The sequence below is a fragment of the Thermodesulfovibrionia bacterium genome (assembly GCA_030646035.1).
Taxonomy (GTDB): domain Bacteria; phylum Nitrospirota; class Thermodesulfovibrionia; order UBA6902; family UBA6902; genus JACQZG01.
Map to the genome: position 1 here is coordinate 56060 of JAUSMY010000036.1, position 25147 is coordinate 81206.

A 25147-nucleotide genomic window follows, 5' to 3' on the forward strand; every position below is an offset into this window, starting at 1 on the left:
TCAGCACGCGTAATTTATCTTTAATCTCTCTGCTATCGCAGGGTCGTCTGCGCTCAGGCCGTCAGACATGCCGATAGGCAGCTCTGTGCTCCTACCCATGGGAGCCAGGATCTTTTTGAGTTCAATATCAACGGATTTAAATACCTCAACAACCCTCTCCGCAACCTTGTCCGGGTCAAGCCTTCTGTACAGCTTCGGGTCCTGAGTGGTAATACCTCTGGGGCATCTGCCTATGTTGCAGACGTTACAGCGGTTCTGTTCATCACCAAGGCATTCTGCCGCAGCCTGCATGATATATTTTCCTATAGAAACAGCTGACGCGCCGAGCATAAAGAGCGAGGCGGCATTTGCTGCAAGGTTTCCTTTCTTTCCGACACCGCCGGAGGCTATAAGCGGGATCTCATTCTGCTTGCCCTGTTTAACAAGGTCGAGATAACAGTCTCTGAGGTTTGATGCTATAGGATGCCCCATGCTGTTCATTGATACATCATATGCAGCCCCTGTTCCGCCGTCCTCGCCGTCAAGCGAAAGCGCTGCGGCAAACGGGTTTCTCACGAGGTTATTAAGAACAGCCTTTGAAGTCTGTGTCGCTGATATCTTTGGATAGACCGGCACCCTGAATCCCCATGCCATGGACATGGACTGGATCATCTTAGCAACCGCTTCTTCAATTGAATATTTTGTCTGATGCGTCGGAGGAGACGGAAGGTCAACACCCATCGGGACGCCTCTTATCTCTGAGATAAGCTTGAGCACTTTATGCGCCATCAGGAGCCCGCCGTCACCCGGCTTTGCGCCCTGGCCGTACTTGATCTCGATCGCGCACGGGTCTTCGATCATATGCGGCAGAGCCCTTACGATCTCATCCCAGCCGAAGTAACCTGATGCGATCTGCGGTATGAAATATTTAAGGAACCTTGACCTGAGCAGCCTTGCAGGCATACCGCCTTCACCGGAGCACATGACAACAGGCATGCCTTCCACTTCATTAAGGTATGTGATCCCCATGGCAAGCCCTTCCCACATATTCGGAGAGAGCGCGCCTATGGACATGCTTCCGATCATGATAGGGTAGATCTCCCTTACCGGCGGCATGAAGGTATCACTCTTTTTATCTAATTTAAGATTCCCGTTCACCAGCTTTATCGGCAGTTCTTCCGGGGGAAGTATCCTTCCGAGGTATGTCCTTATCCTGAACTCATGTCTTCCAGCGTCAAGCGCAGGGTCGGTGAGCATCGATATCCTTGTGAACTTAAGACGGTCAAGTGTTGAGACCAGCGGGTCATTTCTTCTGCCGCCCCTTCTGTATGGGTGGCCGCCCCTGTTTTTATGAAAGGCTAATTTGTGCTGAGGGTTGAACTCCGGCTCTATGGCCTCATTAGGGCATACGAGCGAGCATGTAGCGCAGCCTGTGCAGTAACGGTCGATGTCAGTAGACTGTTTAATAACCGTGACCGTCTGCCTTGCTGACTTAGGATTCGGTATCGGGCCGTCGGAATGAACGCTTCTCTTTACAACGACCGACGGTTCAATGGATAACATAGGGCATACGGCGGTGCATTTCCCGCACCGTGTGCACCTGTCATCTCTCCAGCGGACGACATATGGAAAATCTTTCAGCGTCAGCTTATGATTGTTGTCCAACCTTGAAGCTGGTTCCATACCTTCACTCCTTTTGCGTCAGGCTCGATTATTACCATATCGTATTTCATTGGAAAAACATCCAGCGACTTGTCTCTCTTTGGCACTGCGCTGTCAAGCCCGCACTCCTCTGACATGAGTCCGAACTTTCCTTTATTGCCGCCTACAATGCCGGGCCTTAACTTCTTCGCGTCCTGCACCATGAATGTGGTGCCGTCAGGCGTAAAACCGATGACGCAGTTAGGGCCGTCTATACAGAGCGGCCTGAGGGACATCTTAAGCAGCCTCGCGACCTCGCTGTCTTTCCTCGTATCTATCTCCTCTGACTTAAGAGGCGTGATAATATCTTTGTAATAAGTAAGCGGGTAACCCAGATGTTTACAGCTGTAATGAAGAATATGGGCAAATACCTCGCTGTCGCTGTTATAACCGATATAACCCGGCATACCTCTTCCCTGAAGGAACTCTTTGATAGGGATAAATGCTGTATTCTCGCCGTTGGTCATTGTGCCGTATCCTTGGATAAAGAAGGGATGGCATGCGTATAAATTAATAGCGTAATTGGTGTTCTGCCTTCCCTGCGCAAAGATGATCTTTGCCTTAAGCGATGAGTTGTCAAGGCCGAAGAACTCGCTAAGCTGCATCGGGTCGCCGACCTCTTTCAATGCGATTATGTCAGGATAGAATGCAAAGACGATTATGGATTCGTCAGCCTCGCCCATCTTTCTGAGCGCAACCCTTGTATTTAAGAGCAGGCTTTCTCTCTCTTCTAAAGATCTGCCTTTATATTCATCAGGGTAGTCATATGCCCTGGCAAAGTAATGATCTCTTTTATTGATCCCTTTGACAGGCTTGATCTTTGGCGACCATTCATGTTTAAGCCGGAAGCCCAGCTTGTCCATGTAGCTGTCAAGAGCGCTTATGCCGTCTTTTGAACAGATACCGGATAGGATGGGATAGCTTTTAAGGTCTTTGAAATCACCGCCTAGGTCCTTGAGTATAAGGCCCATTCCTGAGCCGTCATGCCCCTCTTTCATGGTTTCAAGGGCGATAACGTTCTCTATCGGGGAGAAGTATTTAGCTGAAGTTAACGCGGCTAATCTGCACATTTTATCTTCTTTAGAGAAAAAATTAGCAGGCATAATTGCCTGCCGGTCGAGCTGTATAATTTAATACTTTACACCGGCTTATGTCAAACCATAGAACATTAATAATACAGACGTATAAATGCCCGGTATCGCATATGATATAATTCTTTCAGAAACTGAAAATGGAGGTCTCATGGCAACCGCTTCTTCTTGCTGGGAAAAAATACTGTCTGATGTTAACAAAAACAGGGGGCTGCTCTCTGAGATAGAAAGATTCGCCTATGAGAACAACGAACCTGCGGATATAGTATTCGGCACCTCAGGATGGAGAGGGGAGATAGGCACTGAATACACATTCAATAATGTCAGGATCGTGACTTCTGCCATCATCAGGATGTTCAGGGAAAATGACCCGTCTGTCATGAAGGCGATGGGAGTTTCGGGTTTTGAAGATATTCAGAAGATGGGCGTTATCGTAGGGCATGACAACCGTTTTCTCGGGCATGAATTTGCCATGGAAGTGATCGGCCTTCTTCAGAAAGAAGGCATCAGGACATGGTATGCGGGCGAGGCTACTACCCCTGAATTTTCCGCAGGCATAGAGATGCTTAAAGCGGCATGCTCTATCAATCTCACACCTTCACACAATCCTGCAAATTACGGCGGATTCAAATTCAACCCTTCTGACGGCGGGCCGGCAGGAACTGAGATCACTTCAAGGATAGAAGAGATTGCCAACGGAATGATGGCCGAATCTCCTGTGATAGAAAGCCGTAAGCCTGAAAGCATTGAAAAGACAGACCTCACTGAACTCTATATTAAGTTCATAACAGAGAGAAAGACCATTGACATAAAGAGGATAAAGGATTTCATCGCAAAAGAGGACTGCATAATCTGTATTGATAATGTTCACGGTGCGACAAGAGGACGCATCCAAAGAATAATCGGTAAGAGCGAAAAGATCAAGTATCTGCGCACAGAAGATGATTACCTGTTCGGCGGCGTTGCTCCTGAACCTTCAGCAGGGAATATGAGAGGAGTGGAAAATGTCCTGGCTGCAAGCGATGCCAAGTTCAGGCTTGGCGCAATTTTGGATCCTGACGGAGACCGCATACGTTATGCAGACCCGAATATTCAGATACCGATGAATTATTTCGGCGCGATGGCTCTGCACTTTCTTCATGTTCATAAAGGAATATCAGGTGTTGTCGCGAAATCAGTCGGCACAAGCAACCTTGTAAACGCTATCGCGGAGAAACTTAACATCCCTGTGAAAGAGACAAAGGTCGGCTTCAAGAACTTCAGGCCGTATATGCTCCGCAATGCAAAGGAGAGGGCGATAGTCTGTTTTGAAGAGTCTGACGGCATCACGGGATTTAACAATACCCTTGAGAAAGACGCCCTCTTCGGGATACTCATAGCTATTGAGATGATGGCTGTCACAGGCAAAAACCTCGGTGACTATCTTAAAGATATAATGGATGAATTCGGCTGGTACTATCCTGACCGTTCAGGCATCGCTGTTGACCCGTCTCTTGCAGGAGAGGCACTGCAAAAAAAGCTTTCAGTCATCAGGGAGAGATATAAAGAGGGGACGGTAGTTGATCTCGGCGGCAGTAAAAAGACCGTCATAAATATCATCACAGTAGACGGTACAAAGCTCGTTTTTGATGACGGTTCCTGGCTTATGATAAGGCCGTCCGGCACTGAGCCGAAGGTGAGGTTCTATATTGAAGCAAGGTCAGAGGCGGGAAAAAAGGCGGTATTTGAAGCTGCTGAGAAGATGACGAAAGATGTGTTGGGGATGTAGTAATCCCGAAGATATTTCTTTGTAATAGATCTTAATCCAGAAAACCCTTCTTTTTAAATATCTCTATCGTCTCAAGCCAGGAACCTGTCTGAATCGCCTCCACCGGGCATTCAGGCCCTGAGGGCCATGTGTCGATAAGTTCATTGACAGCTGCATCATTGCCGCCTTTAAATAATGCATCACCGATAAATACCACTTTATCAAATCCTTCTTCCAGCAGCTTTCGCACAGGTTTGGTCTTGTCCTCACCTGATATCCCGATATCGAACGAGGTCTGCCCGCCGAGTGTAATATGCAGATGCTTTTCTTTTATAAGCGATGACAATGAAAGATTGAGATATTCCATTATCTTTTCTCTATAGCCTGATGACTGGTCGAAACTTACGAATTGTTCCCTGTTGCGCACGGCATCCGGGTCTTCATGCTCCAGCCTGCCGATAGGACAAAGATTTATCATTGAGACCCTGTCAACTATCCTATTATCCACTATCATGAGATCAGCAGGAAGCTGAAACTGCTGCATCTTCAGGGTCTCAGCCAGTATATCCATCAAACGGAGATAATCGTTCTCTCCGAGATAATTCCTGATATTGAACTCTGAGACCAGTTTGATTGACATCTCTTTTGAATAATCACAATGATAATGAACTGCGCCGTTGCTGACAAAGGCGTCGAACTGTCCGCGGAATCTGTGGACATAGAGAGGATTAAAGAACTGCCCCTGCAAAAGTGAGAAGTGGCTGCCCGCAGCTACATAAAAAGGGACATTAAGACGCATAAGTATATCGACCATCTGCGCGGTAATGGGCTGGCGCGGCGGGGTCAGGGTGCTGTCAATATCGAGGGCCAATGCTGTCTTCATATTTTTTTACGTAATCGCAAAGTTGACTCGATAATAGCAGATAAATGAAAAAAATTAAACTTGCCTATTGACATCTTCTTTAAACGGGACTAAAATACTCTTGATTATGCAGATCACACGCGAAACAGATTATGCGGTCAGGTGCCTTATACATCTTTCCGGAACGCCGGATGAGGTTGTTGTGATAGATGAGATCGCCGGCATAAGGGATGTTCCAAGGAGCTTTCTTGCCAAGATACTCCAGAAACTCTCAAAGGCGGGCATCGTCACATCCTACAGGGGTGTTAAAGGCGGATTCCAGCTTGCGAGAAAGCCGAAGGACATCACTCTGCTGGATGTCGTAGAAGCGATCGAGGGGCCGGTTGCGATGAACAAGTGCGTTGTTGACAGGGAGTTCTGTGATCTCAGCAGGACATGCTCTGTCCATCCTGTATGGGTTGGAATAAGGGCCGGGGTCGAGAATCTTTTAAAAGGCTACAACTTTGAGATGCTTGCCGCAAACAGGAAAAAATGATGATCAACCTTGTTTGACAGGTTAAAGAGTGATATGTTCTTAATTATTATTGAATGCTGTAACTTTATCATTCCGGCTTGTCCGGAATCTTTGCAGCTGCAAGACTCCCGACAAGCGGGAGTGATAGGCATTGGTCATGCATGAATCATTAAAAAGGAGGCGGCAATATGAGTGATTATCAGTATGATAATCAGACGGTAAAAGGATTTATCGTATCTTCGATCTTCTGGGGTGTGGTCGGCATCCTCATCGGGCTTTGGATATCCATCCAGATGTGGGCGCCTTCATGGAACATCGCGCCTTATTTCACCTTCGGGCGGCTGAGGGTGGTGCATACGAACGGGCTCGCATTCGGCCTCGGCATCGGAGCGATATTCGGCATTTCCTACTACATTGTGATGAGGCTTACACGAAGGCCCCTGCTATTTCCCCGGCTTGCGAGGTTTCATCTGCACCTGTTCAATATCGCCATAACACTTGCCGCCTTAAGCCTATTCGCAGGCATGAACCAGTCACTTGAATATGCTGAGCTTGAGTGGCCTCTTGATATAGGAGTCGTTATCTTGTGGGTAATGTTCGCGGTAAATGTCTTCGGCACCGTCATCAAAAGAAAAGAGGAGCAGATGTACATATCGCTCTGGTTTATCATCGCCACTGTCATTGCGGTTGCGGTCCTCTATATAGTTAACAACCTTGCCGTGCCTGCGGGGCTCTTTAAGTCCTACTCGGTATATGCCGGGATCAACAGCGCGAATATCGAGTGGTGGTACGGCCATAACGCGGTTGGTTTTATATTTACAACTCCCATTCTGGCTATGTTCTACTACTTTCTGCCTAAGTCCACAGGGCTGCCGATATTCAGCCACAGGCTCTCGATCATATCCTTCTGGTCGCTGGTATTCGGATATTTATGGGTAGGGTCTCATCACCTGGTTTATACACCCCTGCCTGACTGGATCCAGACGCTCGGTATCGCGTTCAGCCTCTTCCTTATCGCGCCGTCATGGGGCTCTGTTGTGAATGGTTTCTACACAGTGGCTCCTGAGTGGTCAAAGATGAGGACGAACTATCTCACAAAGTTCTTTATATTAGGCATAACATTCTACGGTCTCCAGACCGTGCAGGGGCCGACTCAGGCTCTGAGGGTTGTCAGTCAGCTCATACACTATACTGACTGGGTTCCTGGCCATGTTCATATGGGCACTATGGGATGGGTGACCATGACCGTCGCGGCTTCCATTTATTACATCATCCCCAAAATATATGACACAGAGATATACAGTGAAAAGATCGCCAATACGCACTTTTATTTTGTCCTGGTCGGACAGCTTCTCTTCTCTGTCACAATGTGGATAACAGGCATACAGCAGGGCGCGTTATGGAAGGCTGTGAACCCTGACGGCACACTAAAATACACCTTTGTCGAGACGCTCGCGAAGAACTATCCGTATTGGCAGATGAGGACTTTTGCAGGAGTTATATTCACCATCGGCATGCTTTATTTTATCTATAACGTATTTATGACTATCCGCAAGGGTAACGCCCTTGCCGCTGCAAAAGCAGGGGAGGTGCGGTGATGGCCGGAGAAATATATAAAAAACCGATAATGTTTTCTATAGTCGCGCTGCTTGTAATACTTTCTGGAACGGCCGTTACGATGTTCGCTCCCATGATGACCGACCAGATGCATCCTAAACTGGAGAACCTCAAGCCGTACACTCCGCTTCAGCTTGCGGGCAGGGATGTATATCAGAGAGAGGGCTGCAACAACTGCCATACACAGACGGTAAGGCCGCTTAAGTCAGAGGTGATGAGATACGGCGAGTATTCCAAGGCCGGAGAATTCGCATATGACTACCCGTTTCTCTGGGGGTCAAAGAGGACAGGCCCTGACATTGCAAGGATAGGCGGGAAGTATCCTGACGCATGGCATTACAGGCATTTTGAGGACCCGAGGGCCTTTTTTAAAGAATCGAACATGCCTTCTTACGCATGGATAAAAGAGAGGGCGCTCGATCCGTCTGATCTACAGGGCCATATGGACGCCCTTGGATTCAGTTATTCTGATGAGGATATTTATGTGCTTCAGGGCAAGAACGAGATGGACGCCCTTGTCGCGTATATGCAGGTCATAGGCACGGCTGTCACAAAGAAGCCGGCGATTGCCAAACCAAAATCCGCAGTAACGGAAGAGGAGCTTATAAATCCTGTTGCCGGAGATGCAGGCGCGATAGCGGCAGGCAAGAAACTTTTTGATGATAACTGCGCCATGTGCCACGGTGTTGCGGGCGAGGGCGACATAGGGCCGAGCCTCATTGACGATATGTTTTTGTATGTGGAGGGAGACCTTAATGATAGTGTTTACTTTCATCTTATCAATGACGGGACTGAAGAGGGTGAGATGGATGAGGGGCGGGCTGAAAAGGGCGGCATGCCTGAGTTCAGTGATGTGATGAGCAGGGATGAGATATGGTCTGTGATCTCATATATAAGGTCTTTACAGCATAAGTAAAAGGAGGAGCCATGGCAGAGGAATATGATGATATAAAGGCCTTTGAGGCAAAGGATACCGCGCATAAGCTCCCTGTCGGCTGGCTTATACTTTTTTGGGGACTGATAATATGGGGCATCTTTTATTTTGCAGCGTATACCCCTGAGATCAGCGGGTGGAGCCAGGCAAAGGATTATGAGGAGTCAGCAGGAAAGTGAAAGAAATATTTGAATTAAAATTAACAGGAGGTAATGATCATGTCAGAAGATTGTGTATGTTTAGGTTGTAATATTGGCGCAACAGTGCCGGACTTTAAATTGGAGACTTTTGAGCCGTCAAAAGGAGACTTTGGAGAGATCAGCCTTGAAACACTGAAGAAGAACAAGAAGTGGACGATACTGGTATTTTATCCGGCTGACTTTACCTTTGTCTGAGCTACGGAATTCGCTGCTCTGGCAGAGCAGCAGGACAGGTTCAAAAAGATGGGCGCTGAGGTAATTACTGTAAGCAGGGACACAAAGTTCGTCCATCTTGCATGGCAGAGAGATGAGAAGATGCTTAAGGATGTGAAATATCCGATGGGCTCTGACGTCACGGGAAAGCTTGCAAAGATGTTCGGTGTCTATGACGAGGCAACAGGCCTTTCACTGAGAGGCACTTTTATCATTAGCCCTGAAGGCAAGCTCCTTAACGCTGAAATAAATTACTTTAATATGGGCAGGAATGTAGAGGAACTGCTGAGAAAGTTCAAGGCAAATCTTCACCTTGCAAAACATTCTGCCGAAGGATGCCCGGCAAAGTGGAAGGACAAAGGCGACAAGACGTTGAAACCTTCCGCGCAGTTGGTCGGAAGGGTCTTCGAGGCGTTGAAGGAATAAGCAAAGGAGGCATGTGATGGATATATCGGTCATGGCAACAATCGGCTTTACAACTATAGCCGCAATCGGGATATTGATCCTTTATTTGATAGCCAGGAAAGGCGGCAGGTAGCTTATATGAACATGCAGACTGCGGCATATTTTTTATTCGGCCTTTCAATGGTCATTATCTTCGGAGTGATAATCGTCTATTATTATTCGAAGAAGAGGCAGAAGAAGATAGAGGAACCAAAGTTCAGAATGCTTGATGACGACCGGTAACTTACAGCAATGGCGCAGGTTAGCGGCATTCTTTGGAGCAGCGGTCGTTGTCAGCCTTCCCTTTCTTAAAATAAAAGGCGAAAGCGCCCTGAGATTTGATATCCCGGCGCTTCAGCTTCACTTTTTCGGCACAAGCATATGGATGGAGGAGTTCTTCATCGTGCTTATCGGGATCATCTTCCTGAGCTTCCTGTTCATCTCTATGACTCTGTTATTCGGCAGGATCTGGTGCGGTTGGGCCTGCCCGCAGACCGTGCTGTCTGACATTACCGCTTCTGTTGAGAGATATTCAGGCAAGGGCTTTTATCAGAGGATCATTTCATATGCTGCGGTCTTTGTTCTGAGTCTGGCAGTTGGCGCGAACCTCATCTGGTATTTTGTATCGCCTTATGACTTTTTCCCGGCATTGGCCGGCCGGCATCTCGGCAGCGTCGTATGGGCGTTCTGGGTAACGCTTTCATTGATAATATTTCTGGATCTCTCTTTTTTGAGGCAGAGGTTCTGCGCTACCGTATGCCCTTACTCGATGCTCCAGGGAGCGCTCTTTGACGAAAGCACCCTGACCGTCGCTTTTGACCCGCGGAGAAAAGAAGAATGCATTGACTGTAAGGCATGCGTGCGGGCCTGCCCTGTAGGCATTGATATAAGGCAAGGCGAAAACAGGGCGTGCATACATTGCGCAAAATGCATAGACGAGTGCAGGGATATCATGGGGAAGAAGCAAAAGGAGACGCTGATAGATTACTGCCGGGGGCTGCCGGGCGGGACAGGGAATCTTCTCCGCAAGAATACCGTCATGTTTGGAGCAGCAACGCTCCTCTCTCTTCTCTTTGTTTGCTATCTCTTATTCACGCGCCTGCCTTATGACCTCACTGTGCTGCCGAATTACTCTTTTCATCCCAGGGCAACAGCGGACGGCATGATGACAAACTCATATATCCTCTCGATAAAGAACAGGGGAATGGTTGATAAGGCTTTTAAAGTAATGGCAGCCGGTTTTGCAGGCAGGATCAGGATCGTTCCTGAAGAGGATATTTTTATCAAGGCAGGCGAGATAAAAAAAATTCCGGCCTATGTTACTGTTGCCGGAGATATGAAAGAGAGATTGCCGCAGACGATTGACATATCCGTAGCTCCTGCAGAAGAGAGTGAATTTAGACTGACAAGAACGGCAAATTTTATTTTTTCAGGGGAATAGATGAAGACGATAATAATTGTTTCCGCCATCTTCGCCATGCTTGCTGTTGCAGGAGCTATTTTTGTAGGCATTGAAAGTTTTGACGGCACAGTAACAAGCAACCCTTATGAAGAAGGCCTCAGGTGGGATGAAGTCCGAAAGATTAAGTCTGAGCTTGGCTGGGGTTTTGATATGCATGGGGATAAGCTTACAGCCGGTGAAAACAATATCACCATCACACTTGTTGAGAAGGACGGCAGCCCTCTTGACGCTTCATCCGTATCCGTCATGCTCAGCAGGCCGTCAACATCATCATATGACAGTCGTTATGAGCTGGTGAAGGTTAAGGAAGGAACATTCAGGCTGGATATCGAATTCCCGCTTTACGGATACTGGGATATAAAAGCTGACGTGATAAAAAGTACTGATAAGGTCATATTCGAAAAGAGAGTATTTGTGGAGAAGGGTTGATATGATTGACATGAATGCGGATTATCTTCTGATCTTTACAACCGGATTGTTAGGAGGTTTCGGCCATTGCATAGGCATGTGCGGGCCGATAGTCGCGTCTTATTCCATCAGCGGCAAGACTGATATCGAACGCCCTTTTTTCATGAGCCTTCTCCTTCCGCATCTGCTTTATAATGCCGGACGCATTATGACTTACACACTCATCGGCGGAGCAATGGGCTTTGCAGGCTCTCTTCTTAACATCGCCGGACAACTCTCAGGCATCCGGAACGCGATAGCTGTAACAGCAGGGCTGACCATGATCCTTATGGGTGTGAGCATTCTCGGCCTTCCCGGAAATATGGCATGGTTTGAAAGGCATAATGTTTTCATACTGAAGAAGGGGAAGGGTCTTTTAAAGAGAGGCTCTCTCATGAAGTACTTTCCTCTCGGCCTGCTCTTCGGCCTTCTGCCCTGCGGTTTTTCCATGGCTGCGTTTGCTGCTTCCGCAGGCACGGGTAGCACAGCCTCAGGCATGCTGCTTTCGTTTCTCTTCGGCCTCGGCACGATGCCGTCACTTGTCATCTTCGGCATAGCAGCCTCCTTCATCAGTTCAAAGCTGAGGGGCCTTTTTTATAAGGCAGCAGGCGTCACAGTGATAATTATGGGGATACTCTTTCTGTTAAGGGGGTTCAGGCATCATGCTCACATGTGACCACTGCCTGCTTGAGTTTCAGGGGAGCAAGGCTGTCTTTGATGAGGTGAACGGCAGGAAGAAGGCCTTCTGCTGTTACGGTTGCAGGGGCGTTTACAGGCTGATAAATGATGAGGGGCTTGATGCTTTTTATGACAAAAGGGGTTCCTCATGGGTACCCGGCCCGGCTCAAGAGGTAAAGATAGAGCCTTCCGCCTTTGCAGGGAAGATAAGAAGGTCCGGCGATGAGGATGAGATAGACATAGTCATTGACGGTATCCGCTGCGCCTCATGCATCTGGCTGATCGAAAGGGCGCTGCTCAAGAAGAAAGGTGTTACATATTGCAGGGCTAATTACGCGACCCACAGGGCAAAGATAAGATGGGCCCCTGAAATAGCGGGCATTAATGAGATACTTGAACGCATCATATCAATAGGCTATATCCCAAAACCTTTTGATGCAGAGGCGTATGAGAGTGAGCTCAGGAAAGAACGCAGGGATCTTCTAATGAGGTTCGGCACTGCGGCATTCTTTTCAATGCAGTTGATGATGTTCTCTGTCGCGCTTTATGCCGGATATTTTCAGGGCATCGGTGACAGGACTAGGGGTGCGTTTCAGATAATATCCCTTCTGCTGACAACCCCTGTTCTCTTCTATTCCGGCTGGCCTATTTTGAAAGGATCCATAAGTGGGTTAAGGAACCTCAGTTTTAACATGGACGTGCTCATTGCCACAGGAGCAGGTTCGGCATATCTCTTCAGCGCGTATCAGATATACGCGGGCGGGGAGGTATATTTTGATACCGCAGCGATGATAGTGACCTTGATTCTCCTCGGCAGATACATAGAGACAGGCGCAAAAGGCAGGGCATCTAATGTGATCACAAGGCTTCTTTCGCTTAATCCCAAAGAGGCAAGGCGCATAATAAAACAGGGTTCAGAGTTATCTGAAATGGTTTCAATCTCTTCCATTAAAACAGACGACTGGATTCAGGTCAAACCCGGGGAGAGGATCCCTCTTGACGGAGTAATCCTTAACGGCAGGTCAGAGATAGATGAGTCCATGCTGACAGGTGAGTCAATGCCTGTCTCAAAAGCAGAAGGCAGTGAGGTCTTCTGCGGAACACAGAACCTTTACGGCAGCTTTATCTTTAAGGTGAGCAGAACAGGTGAAGATACGGTCTTTTCACAGATCATAAAGACGGTTGAGGACGCGCAGGCAAGGCGCGCTCCGGTACAGGCGCTGGCTGACAGGGCGGTGGGCGTCTTTGTTCCGGCTGTTCTTTTTCTGGGCTTTGTGACCGGGCTGGGATGGTGGGTATACAGCGGCGACCTGACCAATGCTGTAATGAACGCTGTCTCTGTACTTGTCATCGCATGCCCGTGCGCTCTCGGGCTTGCCACCCCTCTTGCCATACTTATCGGCACAACAAGCGGCGCATCAAAGGGCATACTCATAAAAGGCGGCGATATCATTGAGAGGTCAAAGGGCATTGATACGGTTGTCCTGGATAAGACCGGGACGGTCACAGAGGGAAGGCCGCTGCTGAAGTCATATAAAGGGATAGGATGTTCAGATGAAGATGCATTGCGCCTTGCGTCATCGCTTGAAAGGCTTTCAGAGCATTCAATTTCCAAAGCGATAGTCGATGCCTCGGAAGTTCAGCCTTTGACCGTATCTGAATTCAAGGCAGAGCCTGGAAATGGCATAAAGGGCAAGATAGACGGGAAGGATGTCCTTGTCGGCAATAGGAACTTTATTGAGGCTGAAGGTATATTCAAGGGCGTTGAGGATGAACTCGGGCCGGAGTTGTTTTTACAGGCTGATTTTGAAGAGATGTCCGGTTCAACAGTTGTTTATCTCTCATATGATAAAAGGCTCGCCGGCATATTCGTGATCGCTGACAGTATCAGAAAAGAAGCAGGCGAAGTTATAAGAAACTTGATAGAGAGTGGATATGATGTCATGATGATGACAGGCGATAACAGGAAGACCGCGCTCTCAGTTGCCTCTAAAATAGGATTAAAGACAGATATGATAAGGGCTGAGGTTTCACCTGTAGAAAAGGCTGAAATCATAAAAGGGCTTCAGAGAGAAGGGAGAAAGGTTTTAATGGCTGGCGACGGAATAAATGACGCTCCGGCGCTGGTTCAGGCTGATGTCGGGATCGCGGTGGGCAGGGCAACGGACATAGCTCTTGAGAGCGCGGACATGGTGATTATGAGGAACGACCTCAGGCTGATTCCTGAGGCTTTAAAATTATCCGGCAGGACTTACAGCGTTATTAAACAAAACCTCTTCTGGGCATTTGTTTACAATATAGCGGCCATCCCGCTTGCGACAGCAGGCTTGCTCCACCCGATAATGGCTGCTGCTGCAATGACCTTCAGCTCATTAAGCGTTGTAGGCAATTCGATGAGATTAAAGGTGAACTGACTATGTGGTCTGTTTTCCTTCTTATAATAATCGGCCTCGGCACAGGGATAGCGGCCTGGTTGTTTTTTATATGGTCAGTAAAGAGCGGGCAGTATGATGATATAGAGGGGCCGAAATACAGGATGTTTGATGATAAAGATGAAGAAAAATGATAGAATTAAAAATATTTTATCGGAGGTTGAGCATTGCAACTTGAAACAGGCCTGATTATTCTTGAGTCTATTCTTCTCATTGTGACTGTTATTCTTCTTGCCTACAGCATAAAAGAGGGCAAGCAGAGGGACAAACTCCTTATGGAGGTGAGCCGGGCAACAAAGGTGCTTTCACGACAGGAATACTTTCTCACTGTAATTCATGCCATGGTCGAGGCAAAGACCGAGGTTACGGGCTGTATTACGGGCAGGATCCCGCAGGGTGATGATAAACAGATGACAAGGGACATCATCGTTCTGCTCGAAAGGCTGACCAGCAGAGGGGTACGTGTGAAGTATCTTCTGCCGAAATTCCCTGACAGGCTTCATATAGGTTATCTCTATACAAAGGCAGGCGCTGAGGTCTGTTACAGCAACTGTCTTATGGTCCACAACATGCGTTTCATTATTGTGGACGGCAAGACATCGGTGATCGGCATACCTGAAAGCACCGGTGAAAAGGAAGCGACAAAGAAGGGATACAGAATCCCTTCAGAAGGGCTGGCTTCTGTGCTTGAGCATTACTTCAATAGCTGTGAAAAACAGTTGTCCTTCATCGATTACCTTAAAGAGGTAATGAGCTATACAGGAGCCACGCTGGAACATCTTGCGCATGAGATACAGATAGACGCAGAAGAGCTGAAAAAGCTCATAGGTTGACCGCTGCTTTGAGGCTGATATATAACTAGGTGACCCTTTTTTACTTTATGTTTTGAACCAGGGCGCCGCATTCACATCTTTCTTTTATCTTGTCTATATCTTTATCTTTTCCCGTAAGCGGCCTGTTCCATGTCGCATATCCCTTTTCAAACAGCATCTCCGGAAGCAGGTTGTCCATATCATTGCTTGGCAGCTTTGACCTGTAAAAACTGGCAACATCCATATTGTAATAAATTATCCAGCCGTTATATGCCAGCATGCTTATCGGATCAAAGGCTATGCCGCTTGCACAGTCCGGGCAATACAATATTTTAATGATCTTAGGCGGCATTATATTGTCTTTAAAGTGGAAACTTACTGCGCGTTTCCCGCATCTGCATCTTACTGTATGTTCTGTATACATCATTTATTCCCTCCAAATATCAATTATAACTGTTTATATTATACGATGCCCTATATTAGAAATAATACCAGATAAGAATGATTCTTGTCAAGAAAAAAGTGATATTAGATAACATGCTGTAAATAAAGAGAATTTTTGTTGCATCATGCAAAAATTAATTAATATAATAATTTTAGTAAAAACATTGGCAATTTTTCTTATATTCCCTGTAATTATCGTCTAATTCATCATCCAGAGGACACAGAGAATAATGTATCGCATGATAAAAATATTATACTAATTACTAATCTGGTTAAAATCATGAGCAGAAAAAAAACAACGATAAAGACAAAGCGGCTGACATTTGATGAAGAGAAGAAGCTTCCATGGCTCTCCATGCTCCTTGATGCTTATCACATCGTTGACAAAGGTATTGCAAAAGCGATTGAAACTGAGGAGAAGAACGGGAAGGTGTTGGCGTGTACGCAAGGATGCTCCAACTGCTGCAGAACGCTCAGGGACATACCCATATATCCGCTTGAGCTTATGGGAATCTCATGGTATATCGCGGAAAAGATGACGGGAGATATCCGGGATATTCTAAAAAAACAGCTTAAAGAATATACAAGAAGTGACCAGTGCCCCTTTCTGATTCAAGGAGCATGTCCGATACATTCCATGAGGCCGATGGCGTGCAGGCAGTTCACAGTATTCGGGAAACAGTGTGAAGAAGGCGAAGACCCTTACTACACAAGAAACAAAGATGTGCTCCCTTTGGCAAAGAAATATGTTGACCAGGCTTTCTTCATCATGCTTCCATTTCACGGAGTTGAAAAAGAGGCCGAGAGGATAAAGGCGGTTGAGCGGGGCGACATGAACAGGACGGTCAGGGTTTTACAGGAGTGCAACTGGAAGCTGCTTGGAGAGAGGATGGAGAAGTTTGATAAGGAGAGCGGAAAGTAAAAAGCTTTCTCATCCCGCCACTTCCTTTATCGCCTCAGCAGTCTTACCGGTTATCTGCTTCAGCTCTTCTTTTGAAACACTCAGGTGCGGCATAAGGACAATGACATTTCCAAGCGGCCTTATGATAAGGCCTTTCTCTTTTGCTTTTTCGCAGACCTTCCAGCCCATCTTATCTTCCAATGCAAAAGATGTTTTCTTATTTTTGTTCTTTACAAGTTCGATCCCGACCATAAAACCCATCTGCCTTACATCGCCAACGTGCGGAAGTTCAGCGATCTTGGCGAGTTCCTTTTTTAACAGCGCTATCTTCGCCTGCATCTTCTGAAGTGTCTTCTCTTTTTTGAAAAGATCGATATTTGCAATCGCGGCGGCAGAGGCTAACTGGTTTCCGGTATATGTATGGCCGTGAAAGAAGGTCTTGAGGTCTTTATACTCGCCGAGAAACGCCTCATATATTTTTTTAGTTGTCAAAGTTGCAGCAAGAGGAAGGTAGCCGCCTGTTATGCCTTTTGCAACGCATAGGATATCAGGATTCACACTCTCATGTTCGCAGGCAAACATCTTCCCTGTTCTTCCAAAACCTGTCGCCACCTCATCAGCTATCAATAAGACCTTATATTTAGTGCAAAGCCTTCTGACGCCTTTCAGATATCCCGGAGGTGACACGATCATGCCTCCGGCCCCTTGGACAAGCGGCTCGATTATCAGGCCGGCTATCTTCTTATGATTTTTGCTTAAAACCTTCTCCATCTCTTTCAGGCACTGAAGCCCGCATGATGGATATTCTTTCTTAAGCTCACACCTGTAACAGTAAGGCGAAGGGGCTTTAAATGATTTGAAGAGCAGAGGAGCAAATATCTTATGAAAGATATCAATGCCGCCAACGCTTACCGCGCCAACTGTATCGCCATGATATGAGTTTTTCAGAGAAAGGAATTTCGTCTTCTCTTTAACGCCGTTAAGCTGCCAGTACTGGTATGCCATCTTCAGCCCTATCTCTACGGCAGTAGAACCGCTGTCTGAATAAAAGACCCTGGCAAGGCCTTTCGGCGCGATATTTACAAGCTTTTCCGCAAGCTCTATTGCAGGCGGGTGTGTGAGGCCGAGGAGGGTTGAGTGGCTTATCTTATCAACCTGCGCCTTAATGGCATCGTTTATCTCTTTCTTACCATGTCCGTGTACTGTGACCCAGATTGAGGAAACCCCGTCGAGAAACCATCTGCCGTTGATGTCTTTGAGGAACGAACCCCTTCCTTCTGTTATGATCAAAGGCTCTTCATCATTCCACTCCTTCATCTGGGTGAAGGGATGCCAGAGGTGTTTTTTATCAAGCCGTTCAAGGCGTCTTTTAGTTGCGCTTATACTCATTATCTTATGGCCATCTGTTATAATTATTACTATAAATTCGAAAGAACAGGAGTATGATCTGAGAATATGAATAAGAAAACCGTACTGATTTTTATTATAGCATTGGCAGTTGGTTATTTAGCAGGCACCAGGCTCGATATATTCACAAAAGAGAAGGCGCAATCGCCATACATATATAATTTTCAGGCTCCGCCGGGACTGAAGGGCGAGGGTTCAGCTTTTTCCGATGTGGCAAGGATGGTAAGCCCTACTGTTGTAAACATATCGACAACAAAGGTTGTAGGTTTGGGCGACTTATTCGGACAGCTCCGCAACACTAAAAAATGGAAGGAAGAGAGCCTTGGTTCAGGAGTAATCGTATCTGCTGACGGCTATATCATCACCAATAATCATGTCATTGAGAAGGCTGAAGAGATCAAGGTGACCCTCTTTGACAAACAGGACTATAAAGGTAAGGTCATAGGTTCGGATCCCAAGACCGATATCGCCATTATCAAGATCAAGGCAAAAGACCTGCCTGCCATTAACTGGGGTGATTCAGACAAGCTTGATGTGGGTGAATTCGTTCTTGCTTTCGGCAACCCCTTCGGCCTGAGCCACACTGTAACTATGGGAATAGTAAGCGCGTTAGGCAGGGCGAGCGTCGGCATAGCTGATTATGAGGATTTTATCCAGACGGATGCTTCTATCAACCCCGGCAATTCCGGCGGCCCGCTTGTAAATGTCAAAGGTGAACTTATAGGTGTTAATACCGCGATCATTTCAAAGACAGGCGGTAATCAGGGCATCGGCTTTGCAGTGCCGAGCAACATGGCGAGATCGGTCATGACCCAGCTCATAAAAGAGGGGAAGGTCACAAGGGGATGGGCCGGGGTAGCGATACAGCAGGTGACTCCCGAACTTGCCAAGACGTTCGGCTTAAAGAAGCCGGAAGGCGCTCTTGTGACGGAGATCATTGACAACAGTCCGGCTGAAAAGTCCGGGCTGAAGAGGGGAGATATAATCCTTGAGGTTAATAAAAAGGGTGTTGATGATGTGGAGCAGCTGAGAAATTTTATCGCGCAGAGCAGGGTAGGAAGCAGGATAGCATTAAATGTTTTGCGCGATACAAAGTCAATCTCACTTAATCTGACTGTTGCGGAGCTTGCACAGGACAGCGCCGAGTCAAGGAGCGACAGCAGGCAGGAGAGGCGCGGCACCGAGAAGAACGCCCTTGCGGGATTTTCTGTTATGGATATCAACAGCGATACTGCCAAACAGCTCGGTCTTCCCGGAGATGTGTATGGCGTAGTGATCGAATCTGTGGAGCCTGACAGTGCGGCTGATGAGGCAGGGCTTAAGAAGGGGGACCTTATACAGGAGGTCAATAAGGCCAGGATAAATAATGTAAATGATTTTAATAAGGCGGTATCTCATATACGCGGAGGCGACACGGTCCTCCTCTTTATTAACAGGGGCGAAAACAAATTTTATATTACGTTGAAAATGTTTTCTTAAAAAGGGGTGAACTCATTATGCTCTATCGGATTATTTACTTTCTCGTATTTGTTGCAGGCGGTTATGGTTTCGGATTAAAACAAGGTTTTTCCATCGAAGGGGCGTACTGGGGTGTCGGCATCGGCCTTTTGGCGCTTGCCCTTGACTATGTCAATACAAAGCTGGGCATCGGCATGCTGATAGGCGGAGTTATCGGGCTTTCCGCAGGCCTCTTGTTTGCAAAGCTGATATATCTTCCTGTCAAGGCGGTATTAGGCGAAACAGAAGGCGTTTATATATTGTTATCCTTAAACGCCCTGTTCGGTTACAGCGGACTTTTTTTCGGCCTCAGAAAGGGGAAGGATTTTACCCTGTCTGATATAGTAAGTGTCTTCAGAGGCAGGGTTGTGGGGGAGAGCCCCAAGATCATTGATACCAGCGTTATAATCGATGGCAGGCTGGCAGATGTATGCGAGGCAGGCTTTGCAGAAGGCATATTCATACTGCCTCAATTTGTCCTGCGGGAACTCCAGAACATTGCAGACTCATCTGATGTCTTAAGAAAGGCGCGCGGCAGGCGGGGGCTTGAGGTTGTTGACAAGATACAGAAGATGGGCAATGTCACAGTCAAGATAGTCAGCGAGGACTTTCCTGATATTAAAGAAGTGGACTCCAAGCTTGTAGCCCTTGCCAGACAGCTTGACGCAAAGATAATAACCAATGACATAAACCTCTGCAAGATAGCCCAGCTTCAGGGGGTCACCGCCCTAAACCTCAATGAGCTTGCAAGCGCTCTCAGGCCGGTTGTTATGCCCGGAGAGAACATGAATATATTTATCGCAAAAGAGGGCAAAGAGCATAACCAGGGCGTGGGTTATCTGGATGACGGCACAATGGTTGTCGTTGATAACGCCAGGAAGATCATAAATAATAAGGTCAATGTCGTTGTTACAAGCGTTCTGCAGACAACAACAGGCAGGATGATATTTGCCAGGCTCAAAGAGGAGATGGACAGAGAAGAGCTTAAGGCGGCGCGTTCTTGATAAAGCCCTCTGTAGTGGCTATTGTTCCGGCAGCCGGCATAGGCAGAAGGTTCGGCGGGTCGGTCAGAAAGACATTTGTTGAGCTTAAAGGCATACCGCTTCTGGTGCATACACTGAGCAGGCTTAGTGAAGTTGCATCAATATCAGATATAATACCTGTGCTCAGGGCTGATGATATTGAAACAGGACGCAAGCTCTTTGCGCAGTATAAGATAGAAAAGGTGAGGCAGATAGTTGCAGGAGGCGCTGAGAGGCAGGACTCTATTAACAATGCCGTCAAACTGATAGAAGGCGACTGTATCGTCCTGATCCATGACGGGGCAAGGCCGATCATTTCAGAGAAGCTTGTAGCAAACCTCTTGGAAAACCTTGAAGGTGTTGACGGGGTGATACCCGGACTTCCGGTAAAAGAGACGCTTAAACAGGTTGACGGCAACGGCATGGTGGTATCAACTGTTGACCGTGAGAAGTTCCGCTCCATACAGACCCCTCAGGCCTTTACATCCGGCGTGATCAAAAGGGCTTATAAAATGGCATATGCAGACGGGTTTTACGGGACAGATGACGCGGCGCTTGTTGAGAGAGCCGGCGGCAGGGTTAAGATAATTCCGGGTGATCATTTTAATATAAAGATCACAACACAGGAAGACCTTGAACTTGCGGAGATGCTGATAGAAAGACGGAGTCATCTATGAGAATAGGAATTGGTTATGACTCGCACAGGCTTGTTACTGGAAGACGGCTGATCATTGGCGGCGTTGAGATACCTTTTGAAAAAGGGCTTCAGGGCCACTCTGACGCTGATGTGTTGTGCCATGCGATAATAGATGCCCTTATCGGAGCGTTGGGTATGGGTGACATAGGGAAGCACTTCCCTGATATAGATGATAGATGGAAGGATGCCTCAAGCACTGACCTGCTCTCAATGACCGTGAAGATGGTTAAGGAAGGCGGGTTTGAGGTAGCCTGGATAGATTCTACGGTTATAATACAGGAGCCGAAGATAGGGCCGTTCATTGATGCAATGAAGGATAATATCTCCGGTACAGGCATACCTGTTGGAGTAATCAATATCAAAGCAAAGACAAATGAAGGCATGGGGTTTATTGGAAAAGGCGAAGGAGTTGTTGCACAGGCGGCCTGCCTGCTTAAGCAGGTGCGGTATCAATTATAAAAAAATACAGGAGGATATATGAAATATAAAGGATTGATTTTAGCAGCTGTATTGGTCGGTGCGGCTTTGATGCTCTTAATGAGCCCGGAGAATAAGAAGTTCGATCAGATAGTGGCTGTGGGCAAACCTGCCCCGCAGTTTGAGCTTATGGATTCATCCGGAAAGATGTGGAAGCTGTCTGATCTCAAAGGCCAGGTTGTACTTATAAATTTCTGGGCGACATGGTGTGTGACGTGCAAGGCTGAGATGAATCACAAGGCAAGGCTTTCAGAAATAATGAGGGGCAAGCCCATACAGATGTTCGGAGTGCTTTACAGGGATGACCCGGCTAATCTGGAATCTTATTATGCGAATAACAATGTGACATTTGCTACATTGATAGACCCGGCCAATTCAATGTCAAAACTTTATGGTATCACCGGTGTTCCTGAGACCTTTCTGATAGACAAAGAAGGAATTCTCAGAGAGCGGTTTGTAGGCCCTCAGGAATGGGGCAATAAAGAGACATTAGCCACGATAGAAAAATGGCTGTAGCCTGTGTATAACCGTTTAAAAGAGATGGCATTTACTTCAGGAGCATCTGCTTTTGGCGTAGGTGATATAGACGAACTGCGGCAACATTTTGAGGCTATCCCGCTGGAGCAGACAGAAGGGCTCAAGTACGGCATATCCATAGCAGTAAGGGTATCTGACCCTATACTGAAGGGGATAATTAACTGGCCGACCCGCCACTACCTTCATCACTATAAGATGATAAACGATATGCTTGACCAGACCGCTCTGAGGCTTGCTATCGCCATTCAGGACAAAGGCTATAACGCCATGCCGATACCCGCAAGCCATATAGTTGACTGGCAGGCGCAGACAGCGCATCTCTCGCATAAGATGATCGCGCTTAGAGCCGGGATAGGATGGATAGGAAGGAACAGCCTCCTTGTGCACCCTGAATACGGCTCTAAGATAAGGATAGCGACCATCCTCACAGACATGCCTTTGGAGACAGATAAACCTGTTGAGAATGGATGCGGAGAGTGCAGGAAGTGCGTATCAGCCTGCCCTGTATCCGCCATAAGCGAGTCTTACAAGGATTGGGACAGGATCGCCTGCCTTGAGAAGCTTAAATACTTTGCCAAGGAGCATAATATCGGGCAGTATATCTGCGGGCTCTGTGTTAAGGTGTGCCAGCCTAAGAGCAGATCCTAAGACCAGCCGCAGGATATCAGATTAATTTCATTCATCTTACGAAATCAATTATGACAACACATCCCAGGATAACAATTCTCGGCGGAGGCGCGGCAGGCCTGGCTGTCGGTTATTACTCCAGTAAGAACAAGATTCCGTTCACAATTCATGAGGCCGGTGAACGCATAGGCGGAAACTGTATTACATACAGGGAAGGGGATTTCCGTTTTGATTCAGGCGCGCACCGTTTTCATGACAAAGACGATGAGATCACCGAAGAATTCAGACAACTGCTTGGTGATGATTTCAGGAAGATAAAAGTTCCCAGCTATATCTATCACAATGGGAAGCTCGTCTTCTTTCCTCTTGCACCTCTTAACATGTTTAAGAACTTAGGGCCTTTTACCTTTTTTAAAGTTGCCGTTGAGATACTTGCCTCACGCATTGCGCCTGAAAAGAACAAGGGCAGTTTTAGAGATTTCGCGGTCAATACTTATGGGAAGACGCTTGCCCACAGTTTTCTTTTGAACTATTCTGAAAAGCTGTGGGGCAGGGACTGCAGCGAACTTTCACCTCAGATCGCAGGCAAGAGGATGAAGGGGCTTGACCTCAGAACCTTTGTTGTTGAGGCGGTTATGGGACAGCGGGCAAAGACGGAACATGTTGACGGCTCGTTCTACTATCCTGACCTCGGCATCGGGGCCATTACCGATAAGCTGGCAGAATATTGCGGTGAAGAAAATATCAGGAGAAGATCAGAGATAACCAAGGTTCTCTGTGGTGATAATAAAATAAAACATATTGAGATAAATGGCAGTGAGATCCTTGAGGTCGATAAGCTGGTAAGTACGCTGCCACTCTATAATTTTCTGAGGATGATGGACCCTCAGCCTGAAGAAGGCATCCTGGAGATAGCAAAGAAACTGCGCTACCGTAATGTGGTGCTTGTTGCGTTCTTTCTTGAGAGAGAGTCGCTGACAGACGCCGGAACTATCTATTTCCCTGACAGTGATACACCTATCACTAGGATGTACGAACCAAGGAACAGAAGCAGACAGATGTCTCCGGCAGGCAGAACCTCACTGGTTGTTGAGATGCCGTGCGCCCCGGATGAACTTCTCTGGCATAGCAGTGATGAGAAGCTTGTTGAGACAGCGTATTCAAATCTTGCGGACATCGGCATTCTTAAGCCCGGCGATGTAATTTCAACTTCAGTTAAAAGGCTCAGCCATGCCTATCCGGTGCTTGAGACCGGGTTTGAGGCAAAGGTGCAGGAAGTGAACGACTATCTGAAACGGTTTGAAAATCTGCGGCTTTCAGGAAGGAGCGGAAAGTTCGAATACGCCTGGATCCACGGCATGATGAGGTCCGGCAGGGAGATAGTTGATGAACATATCCTGGCTTAATCCGTACCTGCTTCTTTTGATTCCCGCATTTACATATCTTCTCTCCTATATTTACCTTTCTCTTTACCACCGGCAGCTCTTTATTTTCAATACTGTGATACATGAGGGAGGAGTGTATACGCTCTTGCAGACGATCTTTTATTCTTCACATTTTCTCGGGCATATGCCGGTGCATACAGTGCTTGCACTTTTATTTGTCGGAGTCTATCTATCGCTTGGCAAATTTGCCGTAAAGAAGGATGCCGTAAAGAAGATGCTGATAATATCCCTTCTCCTTCTCATATTCATAGCGACAGCATTTTACCTCAGTTATAAGGAATTCGGTTATGAAGATACGCTTTCTTTTTTAGCCCAGCAGAAGCAGGCTGTTAATATTTATGAGGACGGCGGTTCCTGGAATCTGCATCTCCCCAGCACAATGATATTTTTTGCCTTTATTCCGGTTTATATATATTTCATAAAGAGGATATTTAAGAGAGATATATTTATCAATAGAGGAGGTTATTTCTATATCGCTGCCGGAGTTGTCTCGTTTTTTCTATTCACTGTTATTATTAACAAAGATGTTTCAGAGGCATTTTATAAAGTTTGGACTGATCCGAGATATCTTGCCCATAGCGTCAGGGAGGTTGCCACTTTTCCCATTACATATTTTCCTATACCGCTATCCATCATGCTGCTTTATGAGAAGAGAGAGAGCAGTCTGAAGCAGGCTGATATTCCTGTCGCGTTAACTTATTTTATAGGAATACTGGCATCTGTATTTTTATTAACAATGCTTTATCAGGCATATGTTCCTCTGACAATCGGGATAGGCAGTCTGGCGCAGAAGCCTGCTTTTGCATCAGGCGGAAAGCTGTCAGTGCCGTATCTTCTGGCGTCGCATTACTTTGAGCACTTTCTCGATACAGTATATTTCACATTATTATGCCTGCTTCTCTATTTTGCCTCTGCGGTGAGCGGAAGAGAGAGAGTTATAAGGCCTGGATGAAAAGGAGT

General features: G+C 46.9%; 27 protein-coding genes. 22 read left to right on the forward strand and 5 right to left on the reverse strand.

Annotation, left to right across the window (positions count from 1 at the left end; all coding sequences use genetic code 11):
• The gene (locus tag Q7U10_05635) at nucleotides 1–1662 is read right to left on the reverse strand and encodes a glutamate synthase-related protein (GenBank protein ID MDO8282093.1); all 1662 of its coding nucleotides are present in this window, start codon (nucleotides 1660–1662) and stop codon (nucleotides 1–3) included.
• Entirely contained in the window at nucleotides 1623–2750 is a 1128-nt protein-coding gene (locus Q7U10_05640; GenBank protein ID MDO8282094.1) for a glutamate synthase, read from the reverse strand. The genes Q7U10_05635 and Q7U10_05640 overlap by 40 nt, the downstream gene beginning before the upstream one ends.
• Before the next feature lie 172 nt (nucleotides 2751–2922).
• Between Q7U10_05640 and Q7U10_05645 the strand changes: the two genes are divergently transcribed.
• Nucleotides 2923–4539: a phosphomannomutase gene (locus Q7U10_05645; protein MDO8282095.1), complete on the forward strand. Its 1617-nt coding sequence runs from the start codon at nucleotides 2923–2925 to the stop codon at nucleotides 4537–4539.
• A 31-nt stretch (nucleotides 4540–4570) separates the two neighbouring features.
• Here Q7U10_05645 and Q7U10_05650 read toward each other — a convergent pair whose 3' ends face one another.
• Nucleotides 4571–5401 carry a hypothetical protein gene (locus Q7U10_05650; GenBank protein ID MDO8282096.1) on the reverse strand — a complete coding sequence of 277 codons (831 nt, stop codon included), beginning with the start codon at nucleotides 5399–5401 and terminating at the stop codon, nucleotides 4571–4573.
• Between the two features lie 106 nt (nucleotides 5402–5507).
• Here Q7U10_05650 and Q7U10_05655 point away from each other — a divergent pair, with 106 nt between their 5' ends.
• From Q7U10_05655 to Q7U10_05710, 12 genes are all read left to right on the forward strand, one after another.
• Nucleotides 5508–5915: an Rrf2 family transcriptional regulator gene (locus Q7U10_05655; protein MDO8282097.1), complete on the forward strand. Its 408-nt coding sequence runs from the start codon at nucleotides 5508–5510 to the stop codon at nucleotides 5913–5915.
• Nucleotides 5916–6082: 167 nt separating this feature from the next.
• On the forward strand, nucleotides 6083–7492 hold the full coding sequence (locus Q7U10_05660) for a cbb3-type cytochrome c oxidase subunit I (GenBank protein ID MDO8282098.1): 1410 nt from the start codon (nucleotides 6083–6085) through the stop codon (nucleotides 7490–7492).
• Entirely contained in the window at nucleotides 7492–8427 is a 936-nt protein-coding gene (locus Q7U10_05665) for a cbb3-type cytochrome c oxidase subunit II (GenBank protein MDO8282099.1), read from the forward strand. The genes Q7U10_05660 and Q7U10_05665 overlap by 1 nt, the downstream gene beginning before the upstream one ends.
• 11 nt (nucleotides 8428–8438) lie before the next feature.
• Nucleotides 8439–8624, forward strand: coding sequence for a cbb3-type cytochrome c oxidase N-terminal domain-containing protein (locus Q7U10_05670; protein MDO8282100.1), 186 nt, complete (start codon nucleotides 8439–8441; stop codon nucleotides 8622–8624).
• Between the two features lie 39 nt (nucleotides 8625–8663).
• The gene (locus Q7U10_05675; protein MDO8282101.1) at nucleotides 8664–9284 is read left to right on the forward strand and encodes a peroxiredoxin; all 621 of its coding nucleotides are present in this window, start codon (nucleotides 8664–8666) and stop codon (nucleotides 9282–9284) included.
• Between the two features lie 117 nt (nucleotides 9285–9401).
• Entirely contained in the window at nucleotides 9402–9545 is a 144-nt protein-coding gene (locus tag Q7U10_05680; GenBank protein MDO8282102.1) for a cbb3-type cytochrome c oxidase subunit 3, read from the forward strand.
• Nucleotides 9532–10743 carry a FixG Ig-like domain-containing protein gene (locus tag Q7U10_05685; GenBank protein ID MDO8282103.1) on the forward strand — a complete coding sequence of 404 codons (1212 nt, stop codon included), beginning with the start codon at nucleotides 9532–9534 and terminating at the stop codon, nucleotides 10741–10743. The genes Q7U10_05680 and Q7U10_05685 overlap by 14 nt, the downstream gene beginning before the upstream one ends.
• Nucleotides 10744–11193 (forward strand): FixH family protein, encoded by a 450-nt coding sequence (locus tag Q7U10_05690; GenBank protein ID MDO8282104.1) that lies wholly within the window; start codon nucleotides 10744–10746, stop codon nucleotides 11191–11193.
• Between the two features lies 1 nt (nucleotide 11194).
• A complete protein-coding gene (locus Q7U10_05695; protein MDO8282105.1) occupies nucleotides 11195–11887 on the forward strand; it encodes a sulfite exporter TauE/SafE family protein in 693 nt (230 codons plus the stop codon).
• Nucleotides 11874–14303, forward strand: coding sequence for a heavy metal translocating P-type ATPase (locus tag Q7U10_05700; GenBank protein ID MDO8282106.1), 2430 nt, complete (start codon nucleotides 11874–11876; stop codon nucleotides 14301–14303). Before Q7U10_05695 ends, Q7U10_05700 begins: the two co-directional genes overlap by 14 nt.
• A gap of 2 nt (nucleotides 14304–14305) precedes the next feature.
• Complete coding sequence (ccoS, locus tag Q7U10_05705) at nucleotides 14306–14455, forward strand: cbb3-type cytochrome oxidase assembly protein CcoS (GenBank protein MDO8282107.1); 150 nt, start codon at nucleotides 14306–14308, stop codon at nucleotides 14453–14455.
• A 33-nt stretch (nucleotides 14456–14488) separates the two neighbouring features.
• Nucleotides 14489–15154 carry a hypothetical protein gene (locus Q7U10_05710; GenBank protein MDO8282108.1) on the forward strand — a complete coding sequence of 222 codons (666 nt, stop codon included), beginning with the start codon at nucleotides 14489–14491 and terminating at the stop codon, nucleotides 15152–15154.
• 40 nt (nucleotides 15155–15194) lie between these two features.
• Here the strand turns inward: Q7U10_05710 and Q7U10_05715 are convergent, their stop codons facing one another.
• Nucleotides 15195–15560 carry a hypothetical protein gene (locus Q7U10_05715; GenBank protein MDO8282109.1) on the reverse strand — a complete coding sequence of 122 codons (366 nt, stop codon included), beginning with the start codon at nucleotides 15558–15560 and terminating at the stop codon, nucleotides 15195–15197.
• A gap of 297 nt (nucleotides 15561–15857) precedes the next feature.
• Here Q7U10_05715 and Q7U10_05720 point away from each other — a divergent pair, with 297 nt between their 5' ends.
• Nucleotides 15858–16499 (forward strand): YkgJ family cysteine cluster protein, encoded by a 642-nt coding sequence (locus Q7U10_05720; GenBank protein MDO8282110.1) that lies wholly within the window; start codon nucleotides 15858–15860, stop codon nucleotides 16497–16499.
• A 9-nt stretch (nucleotides 16500–16508) separates the two neighbouring features.
• Here Q7U10_05720 and bioA read toward each other — a convergent pair whose 3' ends face one another.
• On the reverse strand, nucleotides 16509–17867 hold the full coding sequence (bioA, locus tag Q7U10_05725) for an adenosylmethionine--8-amino-7-oxononanoate transaminase (GenBank protein ID MDO8282111.1): 1359 nt from the start codon (nucleotides 17865–17867) through the stop codon (nucleotides 16509–16511).
• Nucleotides 17868–17933: 66 nt separating this feature from the next.
• Between bioA and Q7U10_05730 the strand changes: the two genes are divergently transcribed.
• Genes Q7U10_05730 through Q7U10_05765 form a run of 8 tightly spaced genes read left to right on the forward strand, consistent with a single transcriptional unit; the run spans nucleotide 17934 to nucleotide 25139 of the window.
• Entirely contained in the window at nucleotides 17934–19364 is a 1431-nt protein-coding gene (locus Q7U10_05730; GenBank protein ID MDO8282112.1) for a DegQ family serine endoprotease, read from the forward strand.
• 17 nt (nucleotides 19365–19381) lie between these two features.
• Nucleotides 19382–20386 (forward strand): PIN domain-containing protein, encoded by a 1005-nt coding sequence (locus tag Q7U10_05735; GenBank protein MDO8282113.1) that lies wholly within the window; start codon nucleotides 19382–19384, stop codon nucleotides 20384–20386.
• The gene (gene ispD, locus Q7U10_05740) at nucleotides 20383–21081 is read left to right on the forward strand and encodes a 2-C-methyl-D-erythritol 4-phosphate cytidylyltransferase (GenBank protein ID MDO8282114.1); all 699 of its coding nucleotides are present in this window, start codon (nucleotides 20383–20385) and stop codon (nucleotides 21079–21081) included. The genes Q7U10_05735 and ispD overlap by 4 nt, the downstream gene beginning before the upstream one ends.
• Complete coding sequence (gene ispF, locus Q7U10_05745; GenBank protein MDO8282115.1) at nucleotides 21078–21560, forward strand: 2-C-methyl-D-erythritol 2,4-cyclodiphosphate synthase; 483 nt, start codon at nucleotides 21078–21080, stop codon at nucleotides 21558–21560. Before ispD ends, ispF begins: the two co-directional genes overlap by 4 nt.
• Before the next feature lie 18 nt (nucleotides 21561–21578).
• Nucleotides 21579–22094, forward strand: a complete 516-nt coding sequence (locus tag Q7U10_05750) for a TlpA disulfide reductase family protein (GenBank protein MDO8282116.1) — start codon at nucleotides 21579–21581, stop codon at nucleotides 22092–22094.
• 3 nt (nucleotides 22095–22097) lie between these two features.
• Nucleotides 22098–22763, forward strand: a complete 666-nt coding sequence (locus Q7U10_05755) for a hypothetical protein (protein MDO8282117.1) — start codon at nucleotides 22098–22100, stop codon at nucleotides 22761–22763.
• A 50-nt stretch (nucleotides 22764–22813) separates the two neighbouring features.
• Nucleotides 22814–24148 carry an FAD-dependent oxidoreductase gene (locus Q7U10_05760; protein ID MDO8282118.1) on the forward strand — a complete coding sequence of 445 codons (1335 nt, stop codon included), beginning with the start codon at nucleotides 22814–22816 and terminating at the stop codon, nucleotides 24146–24148.
• Nucleotides 24129–25139 carry a hypothetical protein gene (locus Q7U10_05765; protein ID MDO8282119.1) on the forward strand — a complete coding sequence of 337 codons (1011 nt, stop codon included), beginning with the start codon at nucleotides 24129–24131 and terminating at the stop codon, nucleotides 25137–25139. Before Q7U10_05760 ends, Q7U10_05765 begins: the two co-directional genes overlap by 20 nt.
• The last annotated feature ends 8 nt before the right edge of the window (nucleotides 25140–25147 follow it).